This is a genomic window from Myroides odoratus, assembly GCF_001549985.1.
Taxonomy (GTDB): Bacteria; Bacteroidota; Bacteroidia; order Flavobacteriales; family Flavobacteriaceae; genus Flavobacterium; species Flavobacterium odoratum_A.
Genome location: NZ_LROZ01000005.1, coordinates 128,336 through 151,083 on the forward strand (window position 1 = coordinate 128,336; position 22,748 = coordinate 151,083).

The 22,748-nt window shown below is 35.3% G+C and carries 21 protein-coding genes; 5 read left to right on the top strand and 16 right to left on the bottom strand.

What is annotated here, in order from left to right; translation table 11 throughout:
* Positions 1-56: 56 nt before the first annotated feature.
* From AWV75_RS07450 to AWV75_RS07460, 3 genes are all read right to left on the bottom strand, one after another.
* The gene (locus AWV75_RS07450; protein ID WP_060873783.1) at positions 57-989 is read right to left on the bottom strand and encodes a FecR family protein; all 933 of its coding nucleotides are present in this window, start codon (positions 987-989) and stop codon (positions 57-59) included.
* A gap of 98 nt (positions 990-1,087) precedes the next feature.
* Positions 1,088-1,630, bottom strand: a complete 543-nt coding sequence (locus AWV75_RS07455) for an RNA polymerase sigma factor (RefSeq protein ID WP_060873784.1) — start codon at positions 1,628-1,630, stop codon at positions 1,088-1,090.
* 99 nt (positions 1,631-1,729) lie between these two features.
* The gene (locus AWV75_RS07460; RefSeq protein WP_060873785.1) at positions 1,730-2,437 is read right to left on the bottom strand and encodes a hypothetical protein; all 708 of its coding nucleotides are present in this window, start codon (positions 2,435-2,437) and stop codon (positions 1,730-1,732) included.
* A gap of 284 nt (positions 2,438-2,721) precedes the next feature.
* Here AWV75_RS07460 and AWV75_RS07465 point away from each other — a divergent pair, with 284 nt between their 5' ends.
* The 3 genes from AWV75_RS07465 to AWV75_RS07475 all read left to right on the top strand — a co-directional run bounded on the left by AWV75_RS07465 (position 2,722) and on the right by AWV75_RS07475 (position 5,917).
* A complete protein-coding gene (locus AWV75_RS07465; protein ID WP_060873786.1) occupies positions 2,722-3,624 on the top strand; it encodes a DMT family transporter in 903 nt (300 codons plus the stop codon).
* Between the two features lie 300 nt (positions 3,625-3,924).
* Positions 3,925-4,818 (top strand): hypothetical protein, encoded by an 894-nt coding sequence (locus AWV75_RS19125; protein WP_231738048.1) that lies wholly within the window; start codon positions 3,925-3,927, stop codon positions 4,816-4,818.
* Positions 4,819-4,882: 64 nt separating this feature from the next.
* Positions 4,883-5,917 carry a hypothetical protein gene (locus AWV75_RS07475; protein ID WP_156424180.1) on the top strand — a complete coding sequence of 345 codons (1,035 nt, stop codon included), beginning with the start codon at positions 4,883-4,885 and terminating at the stop codon, positions 5,915-5,917.
* An 87-nt stretch (positions 5,918-6,004) separates the two neighbouring features.
* On the opposite strand, the gene AWV75_RS07480 is transcribed toward AWV75_RS07475, so the two are convergent.
* The 3 genes from AWV75_RS07480 to AWV75_RS07490 form a co-directional block, all read right to left on the bottom strand.
* Positions 6,005-6,553, bottom strand: a complete 549-nt coding sequence (locus AWV75_RS07480; protein WP_060873788.1) for a HugZ family pyridoxamine 5'-phosphate oxidase — start codon at positions 6,551-6,553, stop codon at positions 6,005-6,007.
* Between the two features lie 64 nt (positions 6,554-6,617).
* Positions 6,618-6,818 carry a helix-turn-helix transcriptional regulator gene (locus AWV75_RS07485; protein WP_060873789.1) on the bottom strand — a complete coding sequence of 67 codons (201 nt, stop codon included), beginning with the start codon at positions 6,816-6,818 and terminating at the stop codon, positions 6,618-6,620.
* Positions 6,808-7,212, bottom strand: coding sequence for a hypothetical protein (locus tag AWV75_RS07490; protein WP_060873790.1), 405 nt, complete (start codon positions 7,210-7,212; stop codon positions 6,808-6,810). Before AWV75_RS07490 ends, AWV75_RS07485 begins: the two co-directional genes overlap by 11 nt.
* A 411-nt stretch (positions 7,213-7,623) precedes the next feature.
* Here AWV75_RS07490 and AWV75_RS07495 point away from each other — a divergent pair, with 411 nt between their 5' ends.
* Positions 7,624-8,523, top strand: a complete 900-nt coding sequence (locus AWV75_RS07495; RefSeq protein ID WP_060873791.1) for a hypothetical protein — start codon at positions 7,624-7,626, stop codon at positions 8,521-8,523.
* Between the two features lie 268 nt (positions 8,524-8,791).
* Here AWV75_RS07495 and AWV75_RS07500 read toward each other — a convergent pair whose 3' ends face one another.
* From AWV75_RS07500 to AWV75_RS07515, 4 genes are all read right to left on the bottom strand, one after another.
* Entirely contained in the window at positions 8,792-9,667 is an 876-nt protein-coding gene (locus tag AWV75_RS07500; protein WP_060873792.1) for a hypothetical protein, read from the bottom strand.
* 2 nt (positions 9,668-9,669) lie between these two features.
* On the bottom strand, positions 9,670-10,173 hold the full coding sequence (locus AWV75_RS07505) for a GNAT family N-acetyltransferase (protein ID WP_060873793.1): 504 nt from the start codon (positions 10,171-10,173) through the stop codon (positions 9,670-9,672).
* Positions 10,174-10,324: 151 nt separating this feature from the next.
* A complete protein-coding gene (locus AWV75_RS07510; RefSeq protein WP_060873794.1) occupies positions 10,325-11,710 on the bottom strand; it encodes a leucyl aminopeptidase family protein in 1,386 nt (461 codons plus the stop codon).
* A 97-nt stretch (positions 11,711-11,807) separates the two neighbouring features.
* Positions 11,808-12,626 carry a hypothetical protein gene (locus AWV75_RS07515; RefSeq protein WP_060873795.1) on the bottom strand — a complete coding sequence of 273 codons (819 nt, stop codon included), beginning with the start codon at positions 12,624-12,626 and terminating at the stop codon, positions 11,808-11,810.
* Between the two features lie 124 nt (positions 12,627-12,750).
* Here AWV75_RS07515 and gcvP point away from each other — a divergent pair, with 124 nt between their 5' ends.
* Positions 12,751-15,603, top strand: a complete 2,853-nt coding sequence (gene gcvP / locus AWV75_RS07520; RefSeq protein WP_060873796.1) for an aminomethyl-transferring glycine dehydrogenase — start codon at positions 12,751-12,753, stop codon at positions 15,601-15,603.
* 81 nt (positions 15,604-15,684) lie between these two features.
* Here gcvP and AWV75_RS07525 read toward each other — a convergent pair whose 3' ends face one another.
* The 6 genes from AWV75_RS07525 to AWV75_RS07550 form a co-directional block, all read right to left on the bottom strand.
* Positions 15,685-17,616, bottom strand: a complete 1,932-nt coding sequence (locus AWV75_RS07525; RefSeq protein WP_060873797.1) for a hypothetical protein — start codon at positions 17,614-17,616, stop codon at positions 15,685-15,687.
* Positions 17,600-18,661 carry a hypothetical protein gene (locus tag AWV75_RS07530; RefSeq protein ID WP_060873798.1) on the bottom strand — a complete coding sequence of 354 codons (1,062 nt, stop codon included), beginning with the start codon at positions 18,659-18,661 and terminating at the stop codon, positions 17,600-17,602. Before AWV75_RS07530 ends, AWV75_RS07525 begins: the two co-directional genes overlap by 17 nt.
* Positions 18,658-19,524: a SagB/ThcOx family dehydrogenase gene (locus AWV75_RS07535; RefSeq protein WP_060873799.1), complete on the bottom strand. Its 867-nt coding sequence runs from the start codon at positions 19,522-19,524 to the stop codon at positions 18,658-18,660. Before AWV75_RS07535 ends, AWV75_RS07530 begins: the two co-directional genes overlap by 4 nt.
* The gene (locus AWV75_RS07540) at positions 19,521-20,312 is read right to left on the bottom strand and encodes a hypothetical protein (RefSeq protein ID WP_060873800.1); all 792 of its coding nucleotides are present in this window, start codon (positions 20,310-20,312) and stop codon (positions 19,521-19,523) included. The genes AWV75_RS07535 and AWV75_RS07540 overlap by 4 nt, the downstream gene beginning before the upstream one ends.
* Positions 20,313-20,325: 13 nt before the next feature.
* Positions 20,326-21,483, bottom strand: a complete 1,158-nt coding sequence (locus AWV75_RS07545; protein ID WP_231738050.1) for a YcaO-like family protein — start codon at positions 21,481-21,483, stop codon at positions 20,326-20,328.
* Positions 21,484-21,602: 119 nt separating this feature from the next.
* A complete protein-coding gene (locus AWV75_RS07550; protein WP_060873802.1) occupies positions 21,603-22,481 on the bottom strand; it encodes a hypothetical protein in 879 nt (292 codons plus the stop codon).
* Positions 22,482-22,748: the final 267 nt, after the last annotated feature.

Consider the following 22,748-nt stretch of genomic DNA (forward strand, 5'->3'; position numbering starts at 1 on the left):
GGATAATTAATTGATACCCTGTTTATAGCTGCAACTATAAGCAGGTTTTTTTATTCTTATTTTTGACTTATTGCTATTGTTCCATCTGATTTTTTCACGTAGTCAATACCATATAAAAAGTTCAAGCTATTGAGTATTTCCTCTATAGAATTATATTTAAAATCCCCCGATATTGTCAATGTTGGTACTGCTTCTCCCTGCCAACTAATTTTTGTGTTTAGCCTTCTGTTGAGTACGTGAATAACTTCTTGGATGGTTGCCTTTCTGAATTTCAAATGCCCTTTATGCCATTGATCTAAATCTTGCTTCTCTAGGGTATAGGCTACAAATTGTTGTTGTTTCGTTTGAAAATCTACTTTTTCATTGGCTTGTAAGATGACGTTTTTCGTTCCCTGCACATCACTGACCTGTACCTTTCCTTCATGTACACTCACACTGATGGTTTCTCCTTTTACATCATTTACATTGAACTTTGTTCCCAACACTTGTACCTGTAGATTCTCACTTTCCACCCTAAAAGGTTGTTGAGGGTGGGTTCGTTTCACTTCAAAGAAAGCTTCCCCTTGTAAATGAACGATTCGTTGTTTTGCATCAAAATGAGTAGGATATTGTATTGAACTTCCTCCACTAAGGTAAACCACTGTGGAATCGCTTAATTGAAAAACTAATTGTTCTCCTTGCTGTGCTTGTTGTTTCACCCATTTAGGGTCTGCCTTTACAAAAAGAAAAAAGTTCAACAAGCCTACACTAGCCAAGCAAGCAGCTAGTGCAGCATAACGGACTACATGCGTCTTAAAAATAGAAGGTTTGGTTTTAGATGAAATAGATTGATGTAAACGTTTGTATAACGCCTTATTGCGTTTTACTTCCGCTTCTGTGATTCCACCAACCTGTAGAGCATTAAAAAATTGATCTACAACAGCTTCCTCCGTAGGTGTAGCTGTGCCTTTGTGGTATTGCGCTAATAGGGCTTTGAATTTCTTATACATTATAGTCTTGTGATCTAATACTATAATGAAGTACCCAAAAAAGGAACATTCCCCTATGCTAAAATTCAGGCTTAATCATTCCTTAAAATAGAAAACATTTAGATAACACTAAGCCATACTAACAATAAAATCGCTCCAGACTGATCAACCCTATAAGGCGTAGATTCTTTTAGGAGTCGTAAAGCTTTATTGATTTGATTTTCAACGGTACTCTCTGTAATTCCCAAGCATTGGGCAATATCTTTATAGGTGCGTTGTTCATAGAAACGCATTTTAAAGATCAACAAGCATCGATCGGGTAGAATAGCCAAAGCTGTTTTTTCGATTTCATCTAAAAGCATGGCTTTGACTTCATCGTATTGTACTTCTTCTAAATCGGGAATTATAGTAGCTAGTTTTTCTACCTGAACAGCGTCAAAACGGCGGTTGTATAAGGCCTTTGCACATTGGTTTCTCGTTGCTTGAAACAAATACGCTCGCGGTAATTCAACTGCAACTTGTCTCTTCCAGAAGTCAATAAATACTTCTTGTACAATATCCTCTGCTTTGGCTTTGTCCCGCATTACATTATAGGCAAAACTATATAATTCAGCCCAGTGTTTTTGAAAGATCTGATCAAAATCATGGTTATGACTTACCATTTGTGTTTGAATTAAAAAAATTATTCAAACAAATGTAGGTGTAATGCGTGCATTGGATTTTAATTCACTGTTAAGTTTTAGTCGTTTCTACCGACCGTTTTACTCATAGTAAACATAATCAAAAACGGTGGTACTATACCCTTGATTGTATTCATCACGTACCTCTTTTTCCAAAATATTCCCTTGAGAATCAAAGATTTTATTTTTAAAGGTTAGTACCTGAGTATCTCCATAAGGCTGAAGGGTTTGTTGCTTAAATTGAATTTCATATCCTTTTGCATCATATTGATGGAAAGATTTCGTTTCAAATTCAATAGTCCCATCTTCTTTATTTTTGATGATAAGATGTATTTCTTTCACTTGCGCTTGGGGAGTAAACAACAATTGCATTGTTCCTTTATTCTTCGGTTTATTAAAATAGGTGTATGTAAACTCACAAGTCGTAGGCTTGGGCCATTGTTGCATAATTTCAGTAGCCTTTGTTCCATCCGCATTTAAACTTATGCTATGGCGTTTGTTATTTTGATACTCAAAAAACTGAAGCTCTCCAATTTTGGTATACACCATAGGAGTCTCCTCATCTCCTTCCTGTACGCCAACATAAATCTCTTTCAAAGTAAAAAAACCGCGTTCATCAAAATGTACAATTTGTTTTTTTGCCTCTTTTCCTTCACTAGAATAATCTATACTTATGAGGGTTTTTACTTTTCCCTTGAGGTTTTCCGTCTGCCAATCCGTCAAAACTTGCGCCTGACTTTGGTTCAATCCCAACAATACAAAAAAGAGGAGTAGGTAGTATTTCATCATCGTTTATAGGTGTATAAAACTCAAGTTAATCGTTGTTTTTTTAACTAACGCAGTAAAAATACGTTTTTTACTAAAAAAGTAAACAGAAAAAGAGGCCTTCTATTAGCTGATTCGAACTTAATTGCAAAACAAATTAAAGCGTTGTTTTTGATTTGACGGAATGACTGTGGATATTTTTAAGCAAAGTCATCTGAAATTACGATGTTGGCAATAATGTCATACAGCTATCTCTCCCCAATCAGAAGCTGTATCTTTGCGCAGAATTTTTATATTTTTTATTTACAATGAAAAACCTGAAAGGAATTTTGTTCGCCTTGATTTCCTCTGGTACTTTTGGATTGGTTCCGTTGTTTTCGCTACCTCTACTTGTACCGAGTTTGCGACCTGAAGGAGTGGCGGCTATCGGCATACCGACCCTTCTATTTTATCGATTTTTGTTTTCATCAGCTACAATGGGAGCTGTTTGTGTGTACAAGAAAACAAGTTTAAAAATTTCGATTCAGGATTTAGCAGTCGTCTTTTTCTTGGCTCTATTGTATGCCGCTACCGCCAAGTTTCTAGTTGACTCTTACGAATATATTGCCAGTGGACTAGCGACAACCGTCCATTTTTTATATCCGCTTTTTGTCAGCATTGTAATGATTGTATTCTTTAAAGAAAAAAAATCAATGGTGCTGCTTATTGCTTCACTTCTCTCTCTATTAGGAGTAGGTATGATGTGTTGGCATGGCGAAGCTTCTCCTGCATTATTCAGAGGATTGATTTTATCTGCTTTGACCATCTTTACTTATGGGCTTTATATCGTGGGATTGAATAAGTCAAGAATTTCCAATATGAACTTTGATTCGTTGACTTTTTATGTCTTGCTCATGGGGTGTTTAATCTTTTTATTTTACGCCTTATTGACTACGGGTATTGATACAATCACCTTAAAAGCCGATTGGATGAATTTAATTTTATTGGGATTCTTCGCAACGTTTATTTCTGATTTGTGTTTGGTATTAGCTGTCAAACATGCAGGATCTACGATTACTTCCATTCTAGGTTCAATGGAACCTGTAGTGGCTGTATTAGTTGGAACGTTGTTTTTTGGAGAATACTTTGATTGGATGTCTGCACTCGGCTTGCTCTTTGTGTTGCTCTCCGTCACCTTGGTGATTACTTTTAGTAAACAAAATGCTACATAAAATAAGAAAAGAGACCTCAACATGGGTCTTTTTTTTTGCTCTTTATTCAGATAAAAAACGAGATCTACTTTTCTGATTCTTTCATTAACTATTGCTTTCAGGTAACAAATGAATTTAAAAAAAATACTAACAATCAATAAATTACAATTATAAAATATAATTATCAATTACTACAAAGATTCAAATTTATGGTAAAATTGGCTTAAAACTTGTAATACTAATAAACATCTTGCAAGATAAGTCCCAGAGCAACCAATGACTTCAAACTGGTGTTTATTTTTAATACAAAAATCAGAATCCATGAAAAAATTTAATAAAATCATTCCCATACTATTCGTTTTACTACTAGTATCCTGTGAAAAAGAAAACGAATCAACAACAGGTACTATCAAACAAACAGAATCCTCCTATGAACAGCTAACAAACCAATATCTTGTGAGTATTCAACAGGAAGACACATTCAATTCTTACAGTACCCGAGGTTTTTGGGGAAATTTATGGAAGAAAGTAAAGAAGATTGTTCACAAAGATGCTAATGGAGGAATTAATGGAGGAATTTCTACAGGTAACTTAAACGGGGCGCTATGGGGAGCTGTAGGAGCTTCTGTCGTAGAAATCTTCAAACCCTTAGATCAAATTACAGTAGATGAATTTACAACTGGTATTGGTGATCTTGCCATACTAAAAGAAGTAGCCTTTTCTAAAAACACATTTGATTTAGCTGGATATAATCACTATGTGGTAATCAATAACATCTTAAACAAGATGTCAAATTTCAAGGTAATCACCGATCCAGAGCAACAATATATTGCTCTTAAGGACGCTATACGTAAAGAATTGTCTATCCTTTATCCCACACAAAGCTTTGATTCTTCAATAGATATTCGAATACTCAACCAAACACTAGAACTTCAAGAAGGAGAAAGTTATACTGAAGGAGATGCTTATTACCGCCGAGTGTTTCAGCTCAAGGATAATATATCTGACTTGAAATTCATTGAAATCTCACAATTATATGAACGAGCATACGAAGCAACTAAGGAGGAAGATTTAGATGCTTTCATCGCTTATTCAACAACTATAGAAACACAGCTTATGGACGACGTAGATTTAGCATCTACAATGAGAGATGCTTTGTTGTTCAAAATGGCTACACTGCGATATGGTATCAAATACTATACTCTTTTACCTTAATGAATTGAAATCAACAAGAGAGAAAATAAAATTATTTTCTCTCTTACATAAACATGATAACAACATGAAAAAGTACCTCTTTTTCTATTTCTTAGGCATAGGAATCAACAATCTATATGCTCAAACCCTACTACAGGATTGTAAAACTCAACAACCTATATCCAATGCGATTATTTACAATGCTTCGAACAATCAAATACTGGGAACAACAGATCAACAGGGAAAAATTAACCTTCCTGCTACAATTACTGATATTGTTCTTGTACATCCTGAGTATGGTTCAATCCCAACCATAAATCAGGCAGTCATTTGCATGGATGAGCTTTTAAATAATATTATTATTGAAGTTAAAGCAGACGCTAAAGAACAACTCCTAGCTATACTAAAAAATACCTATGCACAATATAGTGCAGATCCTTTTAAAGATCAGTATTATTACTACAAAGGAACAATCTATGAAAATGATACGTTAGGATCCATTATGGCACAAGAAGAAAGTTATTATAAAAACTTTACCTATTACAATACCAACTATTATTATGCGAATCAATTCGCTAATTACATGGAAATAGCTGACCCTATAGCAACTAGTCCCATAGCTGGTGAACATTTACACTACTTCTTTTTTAGTCACAAAAAACAATTCCGTACTTTATTAAAAATTCTAAAAAAGCTCAAAGTAAAAAAAATAGATAAAGACTATTATGTTTACGATGATCGTTGGGACAATTATTGGTTATTTGAAATTAATACAACTAAAAATCGAGTCAGTAAATTTGTTAGCACCACATTAGACGCAAATTTTTTTGATGTTGGAGATAAAATCTTATTTAAAACAAAAAGAAAATTAATCCACCGTTTAATTGAAGTTGACTATGATAAAGTAGGAAGCAAAGTACAACAACAACTTCAATTATTTGATGTATATACTTTAGCTGATGGAAAAACTAAATTAGCTAAATCACTAAAAATAAATACTGTTAATCAACAAGATATAATCATCGAAAAAACCTATTCTTTTATACAGTATGTGTATATGATTGCTACTAAAAGAGTAGAAATAGAAGATTTAGCCAAAACAATAAAAGAGAAGAAATAGTTCAATCGCTTTGCTAGTATCACATACCAACAAAAAAAGTCTTTGGTTGTAACCAAAGACTTTTTTTATTTCAACAAGAAAGGTATATTATTTTTTTACATCTACATTGTGTTGCCCGTGAGCTCCATGTCTGTGCTCCATTACTTGTAAATTCTCATCAATAAAGTAAGCACTTCCAAATCCATTTACATAAGACCCTTTGATTGGTTTTAGGTTGAACATGATAAAGTCTTCTAAGTTTCCTAAAACTTCAATTACTTTTCCATGTCTCTCTCTTAAATCAACCATGGCTTGATCATATAAAGGATTTTCTTTTCCAATCAATTCAGCTTCTGTTTCGATTGTTAAACGGTGTCTTGCATATAATTGTTTCGATGTACTTTCATCTTCTACAAACATAAAAGATACTTTTTTACGATCTCTCAAGTTCTTTGTGTGTTTAGCCATAAACGAAACTAAGATTTGAAAATCATTTCCTACTCTTGAATAAGGCGCTGTACTTACCAAAGGTGAACCATCTTCATTTAACGACGCAATCATCACTGATTTACACTCGTTAATAAGCTCCTCTACTTTCGGTGCTTTTGGTTTTACTTTATGTTGGTCGAAGTTTGGATTGATTGTATCTGTACTCATTGTAATTGTATTTATATTGTTGCGCTAAGATACTAAATTATTTAAACTAAATAAAAATAATACATCAATCTATTTCTTCCAATTCAAACAAATCTTCGACGCTTACTTTTAGTGTTCGCGCTAGCTTTAAAGCTAATATCGTAGAAGGCACATACCGGTTTGCTTCAATGGAATGTATCGTTTGCCTAGATACTTGAATCGCATCTGCTAACTCTTGTTGGGTTAAATAACAACGTACCCGTTCCGCTTTTACGTTATTCTTCATCTAAACTTTGTTTCAATTTTCGGTATTGCATTTCAAACATTAGATTAACTAGTATCATCCCCTCTAAAATTCGTCCAGCGTCTCCTTTATCATATAATCCCTCTGGATCAACTATATTCCAAATTGCTGTAAAAAATATGCCAATAATCATAAAGAGAACCCCGCCTGCTATGCCCTTTAATCGCATATCGATAAACATCTCATCGTCATTTTGACGTCGAGTAAAGAAGTAAATAAACAAGGCTACATTCAGCAGGTTGATCAAAATAGAGCTTACTTCTTTTCGGAAATCTTGTACATGCCCCAACAAGGCAATGCTTAAGACAAGAGCTAATACAACAAAAGCTAAGGCAATCCATCGAAAATAACGAGGAAATAAAGGAAATTGTTTCATATTTTTTTGTTTTTAGTTGATACAAATGTAAAGCAAGCTTTACAATAATGCAAAGTAAACTTTACATTTGTGTCTAAAAAAATCAACTCTTGTTCCCAATCAGTGCTTGTGAAGACTGCACCGCCTCCTCTGTTCTATAGATTGCTCAACCATTTCAACTCCAATAACCATAATAAGGTTTAGTAAAAGGGATGCAAATGATTTCTTTCTCTTACAGTATCTTACTAATTTCCCAACGGAATAGATACAAATCAAAGGTTCTATTCCGTGTATAATACTACTTTATACATGTGCTTGTTTTCCTATTTTTAAAAAAATAAGCGACATACTACATCTTTTATTTCGTATCATTTTTTTACTATGTTACTTTATTTATTATAGTTAATTTTGCAAAAATTTAAGCCAACAAACATGAAAATAAATACTTCAATTTCCCTTTTACTTTCTCTTGCCTTTTTATCATGCAATAAATCGGATGACAACACTACACCAAACGTTGATAATGATTTTGTAAAACAAATAATCATTAAGACGGAAGACGGAGATTACCAAAAATTGCCAGAATTTGCTTTCTTTTACGATGCCACTATTGACTTTGAATACAACAAGCAAAATAAACCAAGTATCATTCGCTCAGCTATTACCTTTAGAGACAATTGGAGTATTGAAGAGACAGGTGAATTTGCAAATAAAATTATCAAAATTCAAGAGCAAAAGATGCTTACTTATGATAAGCAAACAAACTTACTACTTGAAGAAAAAACAACAAGTGAAAGAGGAACTCAAATTAAAAAATTCCAATATAATCAATTGCTTCAAATAATATCAATTAAAGAAGATACTAAGGAATCTCTTCTACGCTATACAACAAATGGGCAATTAGCTAGTATACAAACACTTTATACGAGCGCAGAAAATCAACATTTCAACTCCATTCGATATTTTAATTTTGATAACAATAACAACTTAAATTTCTTAGTTTACGAAAATAATAACAAAGAACAACAAAAATATTATTTTAACTATACTGATGTCAAAAGTCATTATGAGAATAATGCAATTAATTATACTTTAACAGATGGATTAAATCCAAATATTCCTTTCGGATTAAGTGGATACATAATGGAAAATTGGCATTCTGATTTCATGTCAAATATAGAATACATCTACAAAGGAAATTTACTATTAGATAACATCAAAGTAAGCCCAGAATCTACTGAAAATTTCTTCAAAATCTATACAGAGGTAAAAGATAATTCTTATGTAAGGTATATAAGTCCTAGTGCATTTGAATTCTTTGCTACTTTTTAAATATAAAAAAAGCCTCAAACTTATCGGAGCGCGCTGAAAAAGTCTTTCTTAGAAAAAACTAATATTATTTAGAATGCACTAAAACACATCTTATTAATAATCAACAAGATGATAAAAAAAGAAAAGAGCATTCTTACTGTAAAAATGCTCTTTTCCTGTAATTAATATAGTTTTTCAGTGCCCTCAACTTATCGTTGAGGCTTTTTTTATATCAATGTTGTCCCATCCTAAAATAGGTTTACACAAAATAGACAACACCTGACATAACTTACTTTTTATTTGAATTAAAATAATATGCATCAGCAAAATGCTTATTCTGTTGAATATAAGCAGTTCCACCTTTTACATCAATAATCCAATTGAAGCGATGGATGAGATCTGCCCCCATATAACTAGTTGTTTGGTTTTTAATTTCTCCTGTAAAAACCTGAACAGGAGCTATATCAAAGCGAATACCTCCTACCGTTATAGCTGGTATTTCGCAGACTAAACTCGTCAATTGTTGACCTGCTGAATTCATCATTGTTTTTTCCTCCAAACGAGGAAGTACTTCTGCTAAATGATATTCATCTGCTAGTTGATTATTAAACAAAAGAGCACCAGAAAAACCAGATTGTAACAATACTTTTGCCTGTATTTCTTTTTCTCCCACAATACTAATTACTTCAACAAATAACTGTCCGTTTTTTTGCTCTAAAGGTAAAGCTATAAATCCCGTTGTATCTGGAAGTGCAGGATATAGTTCAAACTGAGATTGATCATAATTGATTTTTACAATTTGATTGCCAAATAGTTGGGTACCAATTTTACCTTCTGCTCCATTCCCTGTGTATTCATTGTCCCAAATCCAAATGGGTTCCACTACAGTTCCACCTACTTGAATGCGATTAGACTTACTCAATCCTTCTGGAAACTCAGTCGTATCAAAGACCACAGATTTCACTGGATGCGTTCGATTAGGCGCTAAAGAAGCTTCTCGCATTGCAAGTTGAAACATTAAATCAACCGTATCTTTTTGATTAATGATTCCCTCAACTAAAATATTGTAATGCCCATTCATTTTAAATGAGATCATTTCCTGCGCTTGACCTGTTGTACAGCAGAACCAACCAATCAAAGCAGCTAAGTATGATGCACCTCTCATCTTTATATGCTCAATTGATAGATATAATCATCCATCACATAGCCATTTCCAATATCAAATGTTTTAGACTCCATGCATTGAAATCCGTTGCGCTCATAAAACGAAATGGCTTTGGCGTTGTATTTATTCACCGTTAAATATACCGCATCTGCTTTGCTTTCTTGGGCAAAGGTGACCACATGCTGTAGCATAATCTTACCTAATCCCTTTTGTTGTTGATCTGTATCTAAATAAATCTTAGACAAAAACACGCGATTGTCTTCCATTAATTTATAGTCTAAGTAACCTAATACCTGTCCTTCAACCACAAACAATTCCCAAATATACCCTTCCTTTATTTCATTCGTAATGCGTTCTGGACTGTACATCATCGGCAACATATATTCAATTTGTGCTGGATCTAATAAAGGTCCGTATGTTTTCTGCCAAATTTTATCCGCTAAGGGACGGATATGGTGCATGTTTTCTGGGGTAACGGCTTGAAATTCGATTGCTATATTTTCCATTTTTTTGTTCTTTGTTTTTTGTGAGTTGCTTTTTTGTGGGTTGCTTTTTTGAAAATTTGATTTAAATACAATATTTTCTCATCTCCCATCTCTAAATAAAAAAAGCAGTAAACATTGTGTTTACTGCTTTTATATCGTCAAATATACAAAACTATGCTTTATAATTAGCTAAGAAATCAACTAAAGTACGAATTCCCGTTCCTGTTCCTCCGTTTCCTTTGTAATCTCTTGGAGCATCCATCCATGCTGGACCAGCAATGTCAATATGCACATAAGGTGCTTTTGCAAAATGCTCTAGGAATTTTCCTGCTGTGATGGTTCCAGCGAAACGACCTCCAATATTTTTCATATCGGCTACACTTGATTTCAATAAATCTTTGTAATCATCCCAGAATGGCAATTGAGCTAAACGCTCGTGTACCTTGTATCCTGACGCTACAATCGCTTGCATTGTTTCTTCATCATTCCCCATAATACAAGAAGCTGTATCTCCTGCTACCACTAGAGCTGCTCCTGTTAAAGTAGCTGCATCAATAATAACGGCAGGATCATATTGGGTGGCATAAGCAATCGCATCTCCTAAAATCATGCGTCCTTCTGCATCCGTATTCAATACTTCAACGGTTGTACCATCATACATTGTAATTACATCTCCTGGCGCATAAGCATCTCCACCTGGACGGTTATCTGTTGCTGGAATTAACCCAATTACGTGAACGTTCAATTGATTCAAAGCAGCAGCATAAATGGTTCCAGCCATACAAGCAGCTCCTCCCATATCACTCTTCATCGAGTCCATTGATCCCGCTGTTGGTTTTAAACTCAAACCTCCAGTATCATAAACCACTCCTTTACCAACCAAAACAATTGGTTTCTTGTTGATTGGATTTTCAGGTTTGTATTCCATGATTGTAAAAGTCGGTTGCTCTACAGAACCTTTATTTACAGCTAATAACCCGCCCATTCTCAACGCTTCAATCTCGTTTTTACCCAATGCTTTTACTGCAATGTGAGCTTCGGCTCCTAAAAGTTCGATTTCTTTCGCTAATTGTGTAGCCGTTAAAAAGCTCACAGGTTCATTTACCATGGTACGCGCCCAATAAACCGCTTTGATTGTATGATTTAAATCACTGATTTGCTTTGCTTCAAAATTTCCTTTTACAGCAAGGTTCTCCAACGCGTATTTCATCGTTTCAGCTTCTTTGAAATACTTCAAGAACTGGTAGTTTGAAAGTGCAATTCCTTCCACCAAAGCCAAGGTAGAATCTCCATTTCCTACAATTGTCAGGTTATCTGCTTTTTTATCTAATTGTTTGCGGATGTTGAATCCAGCCAAACGCATTTTCTCTAAATTCGTGTTCTCTTTTACAAAAAAGAAATATTGATTTCCAATTTTTGCAAAATCTTCTTCTTTTTCTCCTGTTTTAAAAGCTTGTACAAAATCATTTAAAAGAGCAGGAACTCCTACTGTATTATCATTTCCTAAAACGAAAACTATATTTCCGTTGGATTGAACCTCTTGTATAAGTTGTATCATTTTTGTTGTTTTTATACTCACAAATATACGGGTTTTTAGACATAGCTAAAAATTGACATCAAAAAGATTGCTGCATTCTCTGATATTTTATCTCTTTTTATCCTTCAAGAAGCACTAAGATCCACCAATAAATGGGGACACTTTCTACCCAAAACAAACTAAAATAAGAGCTGCGTTTCGGTGATGCTAATTGAATAAAAAGCAAGGTAATGCTTACAATAATGAGATTATTCCACGCTTGGATGGGTTGAAAACCCAATTTAAAAAATTCAATAACAAAAAAAGGAATTAATAATAGGGCTAATAAGATTTTCGTTCGGCGGGTACCAAGCAATTGGGGTATTGTCTTTAAATACTTCTCATCATACTGCAAATCAACGATTTCAAATATGCCTATTAAAATCAACACCAAGATAAATCGCTGTAAGAATTTAATCCAAATATCCAAGGATAAATCAATCCCAGCATTGAAAACAGGAATAATTAGCGTCACTGTAGCCCAACACAGACAGACAATGTACACTTTTAGTCCGGACCAATTGCGCAAATTGGGAATTCGCTTGGAAATGGGAACGGCATAAAGTACAGCTAGCACCAGTAAAGAGATAGTGACTAGTTGTGCGGCTGTGGTTAAAAAAAAGAAACTCACCATACCAACGACTAAAGCAATCGCGCTCAATACGAGAATTGCTTTCATCTTTGGAGATAAGTTTTTGCGGTGGATTACGACATAATCAGCATACTTAATGAAATTATAGGAAAACAACGTTCCTGAAAATGCCAAAAGGGAAACCGTCCAATCGAAGGGTAAATGACAGAAATAAAACGTCATTTGCACCAATGCAAAAACTGCGAAAGAAACGTGAATACTCGCTTTCAGATAAAAATCAAATACTTTACCTAGGACTTTTCTCATGCTAATTTTTTATACCTAAATCCGCTAGAAATTTACATTAACAAAATTACTAGGAATATACTTAATTTATCTCAGATTTATGGTTATTTTTGTATGCTTATACACAACTTATTATTTTGCCCAAATGAAAACAAATGCATTTGCTTTAAGACACATTGGCCCTCGTGCTGAGGACATGGCACAAATGTTTAAAACTGTGAAAGTTGATAACATTGAACAATTAATCGATGAGACTTTTCCAACTTCAATTCGCTTAAAACAAGATCTAGATCTTGCTCCTGCAATGACGGAATATGAGTATTTATCTTATATTCAGAACTTAGGCAACAAAAACAAAATTTTTCGTTCTTATATTGGATTAGGATACAACGAATCTGTTAGCCCTGCTCCTATTATTCGCAACGTATTTGAAAACGCTGGTTGGTACACAGCTTATACTCCGTACCAAGCTGAGATTGCACAAGGTCGTTTAGAAGCTTTATTAAATTTCCAAACTACAGTAATTGAATTAGCTGGAATGGAAATTGCCAATGCATCTTTATTAGATGAAGGTACTGCAGCAGCAGAAGCAATGATGTTATTATACGATGTTCGTACAAGAGATCAAAAGAAAAACAACGCGTTAAAATTCTTCGTTTCTGAAGAAATTTTACCTCAAACACTTTCAGTTTTACAAACTCGTTCGGTTCCTTTCGAAATCGAATTAGTTGTAGGAGATCACCAAACGTTTGATTTCTCAGAAGATTTCTTTGGAGCAATCTTACAATACCCAGGTAAATACGGTCAAGTATATGATTATGCTGACTTCATCAATACAGCTAAGACAAAAGATATTAAAGTTGCAGTTGCAGCAGATATCCTGTCATTAGTAACATTAACTTCTCCAGGAGAGATGGGAGCTGACGTAGTAGTTGGAACAACACAACGTTTTGGTATTCCATTAGGATTTGGAGGACCTCACGCTGGTTTCTTCACGACAAAAGAAGAGTACAAACGCAGTATGCCAGGTCGTATCATTGGAGTTTCTAAAGATGCAGACGGAAACAGAGCGTTGCGTATGGCTTTACAAACACGTGAGCAACACATCAAACGCGAGAAAGCAACATCAAATATCTGTACAGCTCAAGTATTATTAGCTGTTATGGCTAGTTTCTACGCTGTTTACCACGGACCAAATGGTCTTCGTTTTATTGCAAACCAAGTACATGCAAAAGCAAATACAGTAGCAGAAAACTTAGCTAAATTAGGTATTGAGCAAACAAATACAGCTTACTTCGACACCATCGTTGTAAAAGCTGATGCTGCTAAAGTGAGACCAATCGCTGAAGCAAATAACGTAAACTTCTTCTATATTGACGCCAATACTATTTCAATCTCTTTAAATGAGACCGTAAATGTAAATGATATCAATACGATTATTGCTATTTTCGCTCAAGCAGTAGGAAAAGAAGCCTTTACCATTACTGCATTAAATGAAGAAGCAGTAAACTACCCAGCTAAATTAAAACGTACTTCTAAATTCTTAGAGCATGACGTATTCAATAGCTACCACTCTGAAACAGAATTAATGCGTTACATCAAGCGTTTAGAGCGTAAAGATTTAGCGTTAAATCAATCGATGATTTCTTTAGGTTCTTGTACGATGAAGTTGAATGCGGCAGCAGAGATGCTTCCTTTAAGCAACGGTCAATGGAACAACATCCACCCTTTTGCGCCATTAGATCAAGCACAAGGTTATATTGAAATGTTGAAAGATTTAGAACATAAATTAAATGTTATTACTGGATTTGCTGGAACAACATTACAGCCAAACTCAGGTGCTCAAGGAGAATATGCTGGATTAATGGCTATTCGTGCTTACCACCATTCAAGAGGGGATTTCCAAAGAACAATCGCGTTAATTCCTGCTTCTGCTCACGGAACAAATCCTGCTTCTGCAGCAATGGCTGGAATGAAAGTAGTTGTTACAAAAACTACACCTGAAGGAAATATCGATGTGGCTGACTTGAAAGAAAAAGCAGAATTACACAAAGACAACCTTTCTTGTTTAATGGTTACTTATCCATCTACTCACGGAGTATATGAATCAGCAATCATGGAAATTACACAAATTATCCACGATAACGGAGGACAAGTATATATGGATGGTGCAAATATGAACGCACAAGTTGGTTTCACTAACCCTGCTTCTATTGGTGCTGACGTATGTCACTTAAACTTACATAAAACATTTGCTATTCCTCACGGAGGTGGTGGACCTGGAGTTGGACCAATCTGTGTGGCTGAGCATTTAGTAGAGTTTTTACCATCTAACCCATTGGTACAAGTAGGAGGTAAAAATGCAATTACTTCTATTTCATCTGCTCCTTATGGTTCGGCTTTAGTATGTTTAATCTCTTACGGTTACATCTCTATGTTGGGAACTGAAGGATTGAAAAAAGTAACACAAACAGCAATCCTAAACGCAAACTATATGAAAGCTAGGTTAGAAGAACACTATGCTATTTTATATACAGGCGAAAAAGGACGTGCTGCACACGAAATGATTGTTGACGTTCGTGAGTTCAAAGAAAAAGGAATTGAAGTAACAGATATCGCTAAACGTTTAATCGATTACGGTTTCCACGCACCTACAGTTTCTTTCCCTGTTGCAGGAACATTAATGATTGAGCCTACAGAAAGTGAAAGCTTATCAGAAATCGATCGTTTCTGTGATGCAATGATTGCTATTCGTCAAGAAATTGAAAACGCAACAATGGAGAACCCTGTAAATGAATTAAAGAATGCACCGCATACTTTAGCTTTATTAACTGCAGATAATTGGGATTTACCTTACTCAAGACAAAAAGCAGCTTATCCATTAGCATACGTAGCTGAGAATAAATTCTGGCCTACGGTTCGTCGTATTGACGATGCATACGGAGATAGAAACTTAGTTTGTTCTTGTGCTCCAATCGAAGCTTACCTTGAAAATTAATTCATTGTACATACATCAAAAACGCCATCGAATCGATGGCGTTTTTTTTTCACGTAATTTTGTGATGCAATACAAGCAGATTTACAATTTAAATTGTAAACCAAAATAAAAAACCCTTCGTTGAAAATGTTGAAAATATACGTGGGTATAATCTGCTGAATAATACGGTTTTTGTTCATTTTTCCGATTCAATACATTGATAATAGAGGCATAGACAACCACATAAGAACGTCGAATAGGAACAATCTTATTGATGGTAAAATCCACTCTAAAATATGAGTTCAAATGCGCACTGGTATTTGGCTCTACCACAGGAATAAATACCGATTGTTCTGTATCCCAAATAGCAGTTTTTACTGCCATATAAGAACTCCCAGGGTGAGTCGTTCCCACTAAGGATGCAGTAAAATACTTCGGATGATTATAAGTCCATTGTGTTTTAAAAAAATACATCCATCGTTTATGAGGGCTCTTGTTGATATATTCCGTTTGATGTAACAGCGTATTAGATGCCACCAAGGAGAAATAGCGTCCAAAATAATGCGTATAAGACCACTCCGTTCCAATGAGGTGTCGCTGCGCAAGTTCCTCCAAAGCGGATAGCGCTAAATGTCCTCGATCTTTTTTGTAATACACCGCACCTGTTATTGTTGTTTGTGTATTTTCATAGTAGTAATCTAAAGCTATCTGTTTGCTGTTCAATAAGCTTACAGTGGAATTAAAATAATTCGGTGTGGAATAGCTATGGTAATTGCCCAGGCCAAAAATAAAGCGATGTTGTGGATTCATCTTGTAAAAAGCAGCCCCTTGTGTGCTTAAAAAATCAAATGAACCACTTGGTGCAAAAATACTTTTTCGCATCCCCAAGGAAACACCTAAGTCATTGGCAAATTTATATGTTGTAAACCCATATGTTTCCGTATAGGTAAATTGCTTGGTTGTTTTATCGTGAACCACAGGATGCTGTGGATGCATAGCATAAAAAAACTGAGGTCGTTGTTCTCGATTCTCATACTGTGTGGTCGAAAAATCCACCCCATATTGTACCTGCCAACCGTAAGCTAATTTATACTTGTGTGAAGCAGTTAAAAAATATTGAGTAGCATTCGATTTAGCATCTATCGTTGCAAAAGTATAAGCCCTAGCACTTTGGTCCACTAAGGCAGTCAATTTAACAATAGAATGTGTCTGAGCATATTCCAAAGATTGAATAGTAAAAAAACGCTTTTGCTTCGCAACAGCCTCTCCTGTATACTGCAAGCGATAGTTTTGGGATTCATACCCTTCATCAATGTAATAGCTGTAACTCGTAAAGCTCATATTCTTTGTCAGATTCATTCGAAAATGCAACCCCATATCTTTCGACTCAAACCGATGCAAATCTTTCAAACTATTGGGGTTAATCACTTGCAAAGCATCCGAAAACTGAAGATTGGCATAATACTGAACAAAAGCCGTTTTGCCTAGTTTTTTATGGACTTGTAGCCCCAGGTTCGATAACCCCAGAGCCACTTGATACGAATCCTCTTCCAGTTGTTTTGTCGTTTCTATTTCCACGATTCCCGCAGTAGCATTACCGTAATTTAATGGAGGATTACTAGCATAGACATATTGCTTATCAAGCATCTCCGCATTGAAAATAGAAAAATTACCTAGACCATTATCTTGCGTATTTCGCACGGGGTTCACAATAGGTGCTCCATTCAAATATACCTTGGATTGATCGGCTAATCCTCCTCGAAGTACAGGATTGGCGGTTTCTGAACTAGAAGTAGACATAGGCAGAAGATTAATCGCTTTTAGTGGATCACCGCTTGAAGCTGGATTAAAATAAATATCCAATCGGTTCATCTTGCTACTTGAAAATTTTTCTGCTATGGGGTCTTGTCTCACAATAACAATTTCATGTAGTGCTTGCCTTGTAGAGTCCTGTTCTCTTTCTTGTGTATAGGCCAATGTAGAGACGATACTAAAGCTAAAAACTAGCCCTAAACATTTAAAAGGAAAAGGCATACATCAACAACAAAAACAGGGGAATAGCAAAACAAGACCAGGCGACAACGACTGCTAGACAACTGAGTAAAAAGTATAAACACAACAACAATCGCCTACCCGTTATTTTTTCTTCGAAAAAACGTTTAAAAACGGAATAAGATTCCTGCCAAAGACTTTCCTTACCCACCAACTCGTTGAGTATAAAGTAACCATCCGTATAAGGAAGAAATACATTTACATTAAACATCGATCGTATACCTATGGAAATAAGCATCGCATAACCTATAAAGGCAAGAGTGGGATGAGTATCCTTCCAAACGACCGTTCCCACAAGTAGGAACAGTACCGTTATACCGTCAAAAATAGCTCCTCCTGCATACGTTACCAAGCGGTGTTTCTTCTTTGGAATTTGTTGGATATACAATCTAGCATAAAATACAGGAATCATATAAAGCAGTAATCCAATTCCAAAAATAGAACATTTGCCACCATATAATTTATAAAATAAATAATGTCCCCATTCATGTATAACAATACTACAGAACGCTCCAATATAAATAAAAGCAATCAATTGCTTCAACGAATAAGGTACCAAATATAGCGTTGCCTTGTAATTTTCTACAAATGCTATAAGATAACTATTTAAGTAAACTAATGCGCCTACAGACAAACCAATTCCCAGAATAACGAACGCGAGAAGCAGCTTCTTTTTTTCAAAGAGACGCTCCAACATGGTACCTGTAAAATCCAATGAAAATAATTCAAGTATAGCTTTTCGCCTCTTCAGTCGCAACTGCACGATGTAGGGATGCTTTTTCCCTTCTTCTGGAACAATAATTTTCGTTTGTACCGCCAACTCTAACAGCAAATCCAATTGCTCCTCTCCTATTGCTACTTGTGTACTAAAAAAAACAATAACGGCTTTCTTGTTTAACACTTGGCAGTAGTAAGAGATAATGGCATATTCAAGTTTAGATAGTTTCACCAAATGATCCGCATCTTTAATTTTTAAAAGCAAATCATTTTGTTGCTCTTCTATGCAAATAATGTGATTTAACTTCATAATTCTGGTTTAAGTTGGTGTCCAATAGCCATACAAAACAAGGGTTGATGCAGCGTATTTTTCAATGCTAACAACTGATGCATCTCCTTATTGAGAAATCCACCAAACGCACAACATCCTAAATCTAGGGCAGCTGCAGCTAAGTAAGCAGCATGTATACAAGCTCCCACCTCAACAAGGGATAGAGCCACACCAAAATCCTGATATTTAAAGGAATGCTTGTTTAAAATCGAAGTAAAAACCACAAAGGCAGAAGCTCGTTCAAAATCAATAGAAGCAGCTGGTGTTTTCATGATAATCTCATAAAAATTCGCCCAATCTGCGGGGGTGTCAAAGGTTGTAATCAACTCTAAATTGAAGTGAAATACATTATAGCGATATACTCCTAAGGGGAGTTCATTGATATGATGATTGATTAGGTAGAGTTCTGTAGGATATAACGAACCACCGGAGGCAATGTTTCTCCTCTTTCGCATGAGTTTTGTTCCATCCAAATTCAATTCTTCTTGTCCTGTTAACGTGTAACACAACTGAAAAAACGCACTAATATCAGCCAAAGAAAGTGGAACCTCAGCAAATTTACGTACACTTTTTCTGCGTTGATTCAATTGAACTAAACTCCTCGCCCAATCCGAACAATGCATGTTTGTATCCAACGCATACGTGGTACAGAATCCCATTTCATACTGAGATTCAAGTATTTTCTTCATCAACTTCGGGTTCTTATTAATATAAGCAATCCGCTTAAATTTATCCAAAGACTCCCTGTCGTATTTTTTAAACTTTATACTATCCAAAAAGTCTAAGGTCCCCTCACTTATCCGATGCTCCGATAATACATTTAATAGCTCTTCTTGTGTCATTTGTGTGATAAATTAAGGTCGTATTTTATTCGAAGTTCTTCCAACTGTGTCTGCTTACCTTCTTGTTTATAGTATTGAAGCAACAACTGATACAGTTGATTTCGTCCCCAAGTAGGTGCATAATCCTCTGATGTCAAAGCATCAGGACAAGCTAACCCTTCCACGGCATAGGTTTCTACTTTTTGCATACCTCCAAACATTTTTGGTGTATGGAAGTTATGCGAGGCTAATACAAGATAAGCTCGGAGGTTATCTTTGTTGAGTGCCAACGCCTTTTGAGCTGCAGTTTCTACAGCCATCGATATTTTTGCCAATTGCATAATATTGGCAAATTGAATGGAAAAAGAAGTAGCTTGAGCCAATAGCGCATAATATTCTGAGTTTTCATATTCTTTTTCGCGTATTACTGCCAGTGATTCAGCTATAGCTTCCGTTGCTTTTCCTTCATCAGCTACTATCATTTTATAATAAACAGCCGTATAGTAGAGTAAATACGCTTTCCAATACATCGCATAAAAATCAGTATGCACTTGGGCAATATTTTTCAATTCCTCCTCAACAGCCTGCATTTTTTTATCCTTAAACAGCTGTTCAACAATGCGATCTATTCGAACTTGATAGGTTTGTTTGACAGCAGTATTGGATGCTATTCTGTCCCAGTATTCCTCAGATAAAGTCCCTGAGACAGGTTCTTTATCCTTCTTATTTTGAGGGGTATGGCTACAACATACCTGAATACAAACCATACTGAGTAATACATTAATTTTTATGAGTTGTTTTGTTTTCATTGTCTTGTTTTTTTTAGGGAAAAGGATGAGGAAAAGAAGTAAATAAATCTTCATGTGAATCAAATCCTCCCAAATAAGGGTAATTAAAATCTCCAGTCAACAAACTAAGTTGAGGTGTGACAATTTTGACCACTTCAAATCCTAATTGTAACGTATCTATCGTACTCAAACGCGCATAATACACCTCATCTATTCCCTTTTTTATCAATTCAGGGGCAGTGAGATTCACCAGATGATGCGGGTGATACGCTTCCCAAGTTGTGGCATAATTTGTCTCACTTCGTACATCTTGGAGAATAGGAACCTGTTGTACCAAGGCGGGATAAAGATTATACAGTGCATAGTGTTTCTTAAACGAGTCAATCTCCGAGAAATCAAAAGCCTCTATTTTTTCTTGGGTAAGCACTTCCTTATATTGTTCACAGGCAAAAGCAGTATACTCGATGCCTTGGTATGCTTCAATTGCGGCTTTCACCAAGGCTTCTTTTTTGTTTAATCGAGTCGCCGATCCTACGCTTTGGAATACTGTATCTCCCTTTTTAAACAAAATAAAAACCACAAAAGTTGGACAAAAAGCATATTCACTTAGGTCATAGGTTGTAATTTTCACCCTGTTAGTTGCAAACAACTGCTGAATTTGCTGGTCTGACTTAAACTTTTCAAGAATAAAAGCCTGTGCATATTTCTTATATTGAAGTCGATGTTGAAAGTACCAAAACGTAGCAAAAGCATCCCGTTCTATACATTCTAATAATCCTCCTTGAATAGCTTGTGCTACCTTAGTGTGAGAGGCGGTCCCGGTAGAAGTATTTTTGTGGTACAATCCATCTCCTTTAATATTTTCAACATTTACCATAAAAAAAGGCAACCAAATCTCTTCTTGTGTAATATAATTACATGCCTTAATCCAATGTGTCGGACTAGTTTCTTGTAAACGATGAAGTTTAAAATTGGGATTGCGATATTGCGTTTCAGTAAAATAACGAATACGATGGGGAGGATAACAAGGGCGGGTGTGTTTTAACTCCTCATACGAACCATAGCACAATTGATGCTTCAGCTGAAAACTAGACGCATACCGTTCCATATACTCTCCCAATGCTGCTAAATCCGCTTCCCTTTCACTAAAAGCAATCCCTCCACCGTGAATACTTGTCCTATTGTTTTGCATCACATGTAAGTGATCCGAAAAACAGACCCTTTCACGTAGATCTCGAGGTAGATACAAATTTCGAGGTACCTTTAATTGGGGCTTATTCAAAAAACCAAAGGCTCCATGTAACGTACGCATCATAGTGGATTGTAAATAGCAAGGTTCACACAAAATTCACAAGAAGGAGAACTTAACACAGAGAAATACTGGTTGTGATACCGATTAAAATCAATAAATACAGCTTTGTTATACAGCGATTTATCGCATTGAACCATAACCTTATACAGTTCATTGTAGAGCAAAGCGACATTAATTGTAAAGGCTCCTATTTCTAGTACAGACAGCGCATGATCTTTAACCCTTTCTATATCCCAAAGATGATCAATAAGTACATCTGGGGCAGTGGTATTGAATATTTTTCTAGTTTCAATGCAATTGAGGCAAACCGTTCCTTTATGACTATTCATCAAAGGACCTAACAATAAACCATTCTCATATAGTTCGACAAATAAAAAATCAGAAGATTTCGTTTGTTGCCACGCACTTATCTGTTGAATCGTAGTTGTATTGTAAAAATAAGGTCCTATAAGGAGTGTTAATGCAACGGGATGTTCCGAAGATTGAAACACAGGCTGTTCCTCCCGCGATAGATTATAAACAGTTGAAACCTTAATTTGTTCTGGTAAACCCGTAATAAACGCATCCAATAAGGTTAAATCAGTTCCAAACTCACCAATAATATCTAGATATAAAGGTGTATTTAGTTCCATATTAGGTATTACAAATTGATGTAGCGTCAACCAAGAAAGCAGCTCTTCTACTCTATTTTGCGGTAAGATAGCGGTATCGGAAAGAAGTAAATCTGGCGGAATAGGCAGTTGTTCTTGTACTAATGCAAGAACGGCAATCATATCAGGAGCATCTTTACCTGTAATCTTCTTGATGGAATTAGAATCAGACATTAAGATATATTCCTTGGAATTCGTTTGAATAATTTTCCATTTTTTCTTTTTCATAAAGACATAATTTAAAAACTAGTAATACCAATCTTTCAATTGATATTACTAATTTGAGTTACTAACAGCAACAGCAGCAACTGCAACAAGCATAAACATCCATTTCCTGAGACATTGGGATACCTAAAGAGGATACTTCTTTTGTTTCAATTGTTTCAATTGTAAGTTCTAATTGTTTCATGTGTAATAAAATTTAGTTGATTAAATACAAGCCTAGTTTTAAGACATTACTTGTGAGTCTTGGTCTTTTCTTGATCAAGATACTAG

What these genes read in the sequence shown, in the direction of transcription:
- AWV75_RS07450 (WP_060873783.1), bottom strand. Translation starts at nt 989, where the DNA reads ATGTATAAGAAATTCAAAGCCCTATTAGCGCAATACCACAAAGGCACA.
- AWV75_RS07455 (WP_060873784.1), bottom strand. Translation starts at nt 1,630, where the DNA reads ATGGTAAGTCATAACCATGATTTTGATCAGATCTTTCAAAAACACTGG.
- AWV75_RS07460 (WP_060873785.1), bottom strand. Translation starts at nt 2,437, where the DNA reads ATGATGAAATACTACCTACTCCTCTTTTTTGTATTGTTGGGATTGAAC.
- AWV75_RS07465 (WP_060873786.1), top strand. Translation starts at nt 2,722, where the DNA reads ATGAAAAACCTGAAAGGAATTTTGTTCGCCTTGATTTCCTCTGGTACT.
- AWV75_RS19125 (WP_231738048.1), top strand. Translation starts at nt 3,925, where the DNA reads ATGAAAAAATTTAATAAAATCATTCCCATACTATTCGTTTTACTACTA.
- AWV75_RS07475 (WP_156424180.1), top strand. Translation starts at nt 4,883, where the DNA reads ATGAAAAAGTACCTCTTTTTCTATTTCTTAGGCATAGGAATCAACAAT.
- AWV75_RS07480 (WP_060873788.1), bottom strand. Translation starts at nt 6,553, where the DNA reads ATGAGTACAGATACAATCAATCCAAACTTCGACCAACATAAAGTAAAA.
- AWV75_RS07485 (WP_060873789.1), bottom strand. Translation starts at nt 6,818, where the DNA reads ATGAAGAATAACGTAAAAGCGGAACGGGTACGTTGTTATTTAACCCAA.
- AWV75_RS07490 (WP_060873790.1), bottom strand. Translation starts at nt 7,212, where the DNA reads ATGAAACAATTTCCTTTATTTCCTCGTTATTTTCGATGGATTGCCTTA.
- AWV75_RS07495 (WP_060873791.1), top strand. Translation starts at nt 7,624, where the DNA reads ATGAAAATAAATACTTCAATTTCCCTTTTACTTTCTCTTGCCTTTTTA.
- AWV75_RS07500 (WP_060873792.1), bottom strand. Translation starts at nt 9,667, where the DNA reads ATGAGAGGTGCATCATACTTAGCTGCTTTGATTGGTTGGTTCTGCTGT.
- AWV75_RS07505 (WP_060873793.1), bottom strand. Translation starts at nt 10,173, where the DNA reads ATGGAAAATATAGCAATCGAATTTCAAGCCGTTACCCCAGAAAACATG.
- AWV75_RS07510 (WP_060873794.1), bottom strand. Translation starts at nt 11,710, where the DNA reads ATGATACAACTTATACAAGAGGTTCAATCCAACGGAAATATAGTTTTC.
- AWV75_RS07515 (WP_060873795.1), bottom strand. Translation starts at nt 12,626, where the DNA reads ATGAGAAAAGTCCTAGGTAAAGTATTTGATTTTTATCTGAAAGCGAGT.
- gcvP (WP_060873796.1), top strand. Translation starts at nt 12,751, where the DNA reads ATGAAAACAAATGCATTTGCTTTAAGACACATTGGCCCTCGTGCTGAG.
- AWV75_RS07525 (WP_060873797.1), bottom strand. Translation starts at nt 17,616, where the DNA reads ATGCCTTTTCCTTTTAAATGTTTAGGGCTAGTTTTTAGCTTTAGTATC.
- AWV75_RS07530 (WP_060873798.1), bottom strand. Translation starts at nt 18,661, where the DNA reads ATGAAGTTAAATCACATTATTTGCATAGAAGAGCAACAAAATGATTTG.
- AWV75_RS07535 (WP_060873799.1), bottom strand. Translation starts at nt 19,524, where the DNA reads ATGACACAAGAAGAGCTATTAAATGTATTATCGGAGCATCGGATAAGT.
- AWV75_RS07540 (WP_060873800.1), bottom strand. Translation starts at nt 20,312, where the DNA reads ATGAAAACAAAACAACTCATAAAAATTAATGTATTACTCAGTATGGTT.
- AWV75_RS07545 (WP_231738050.1), bottom strand. Translation starts at nt 21,483, where the DNA reads ATGCAAAACAATAGGACAAGTATTCACGGTGGAGGGATTGCTTTTAGT.
- AWV75_RS07550 (WP_060873802.1), bottom strand. Translation starts at nt 22,481, where the DNA reads ATGAAAAAGAAAAAATGGAAAATTATTCAAACGAATTCCAAGGAATAT.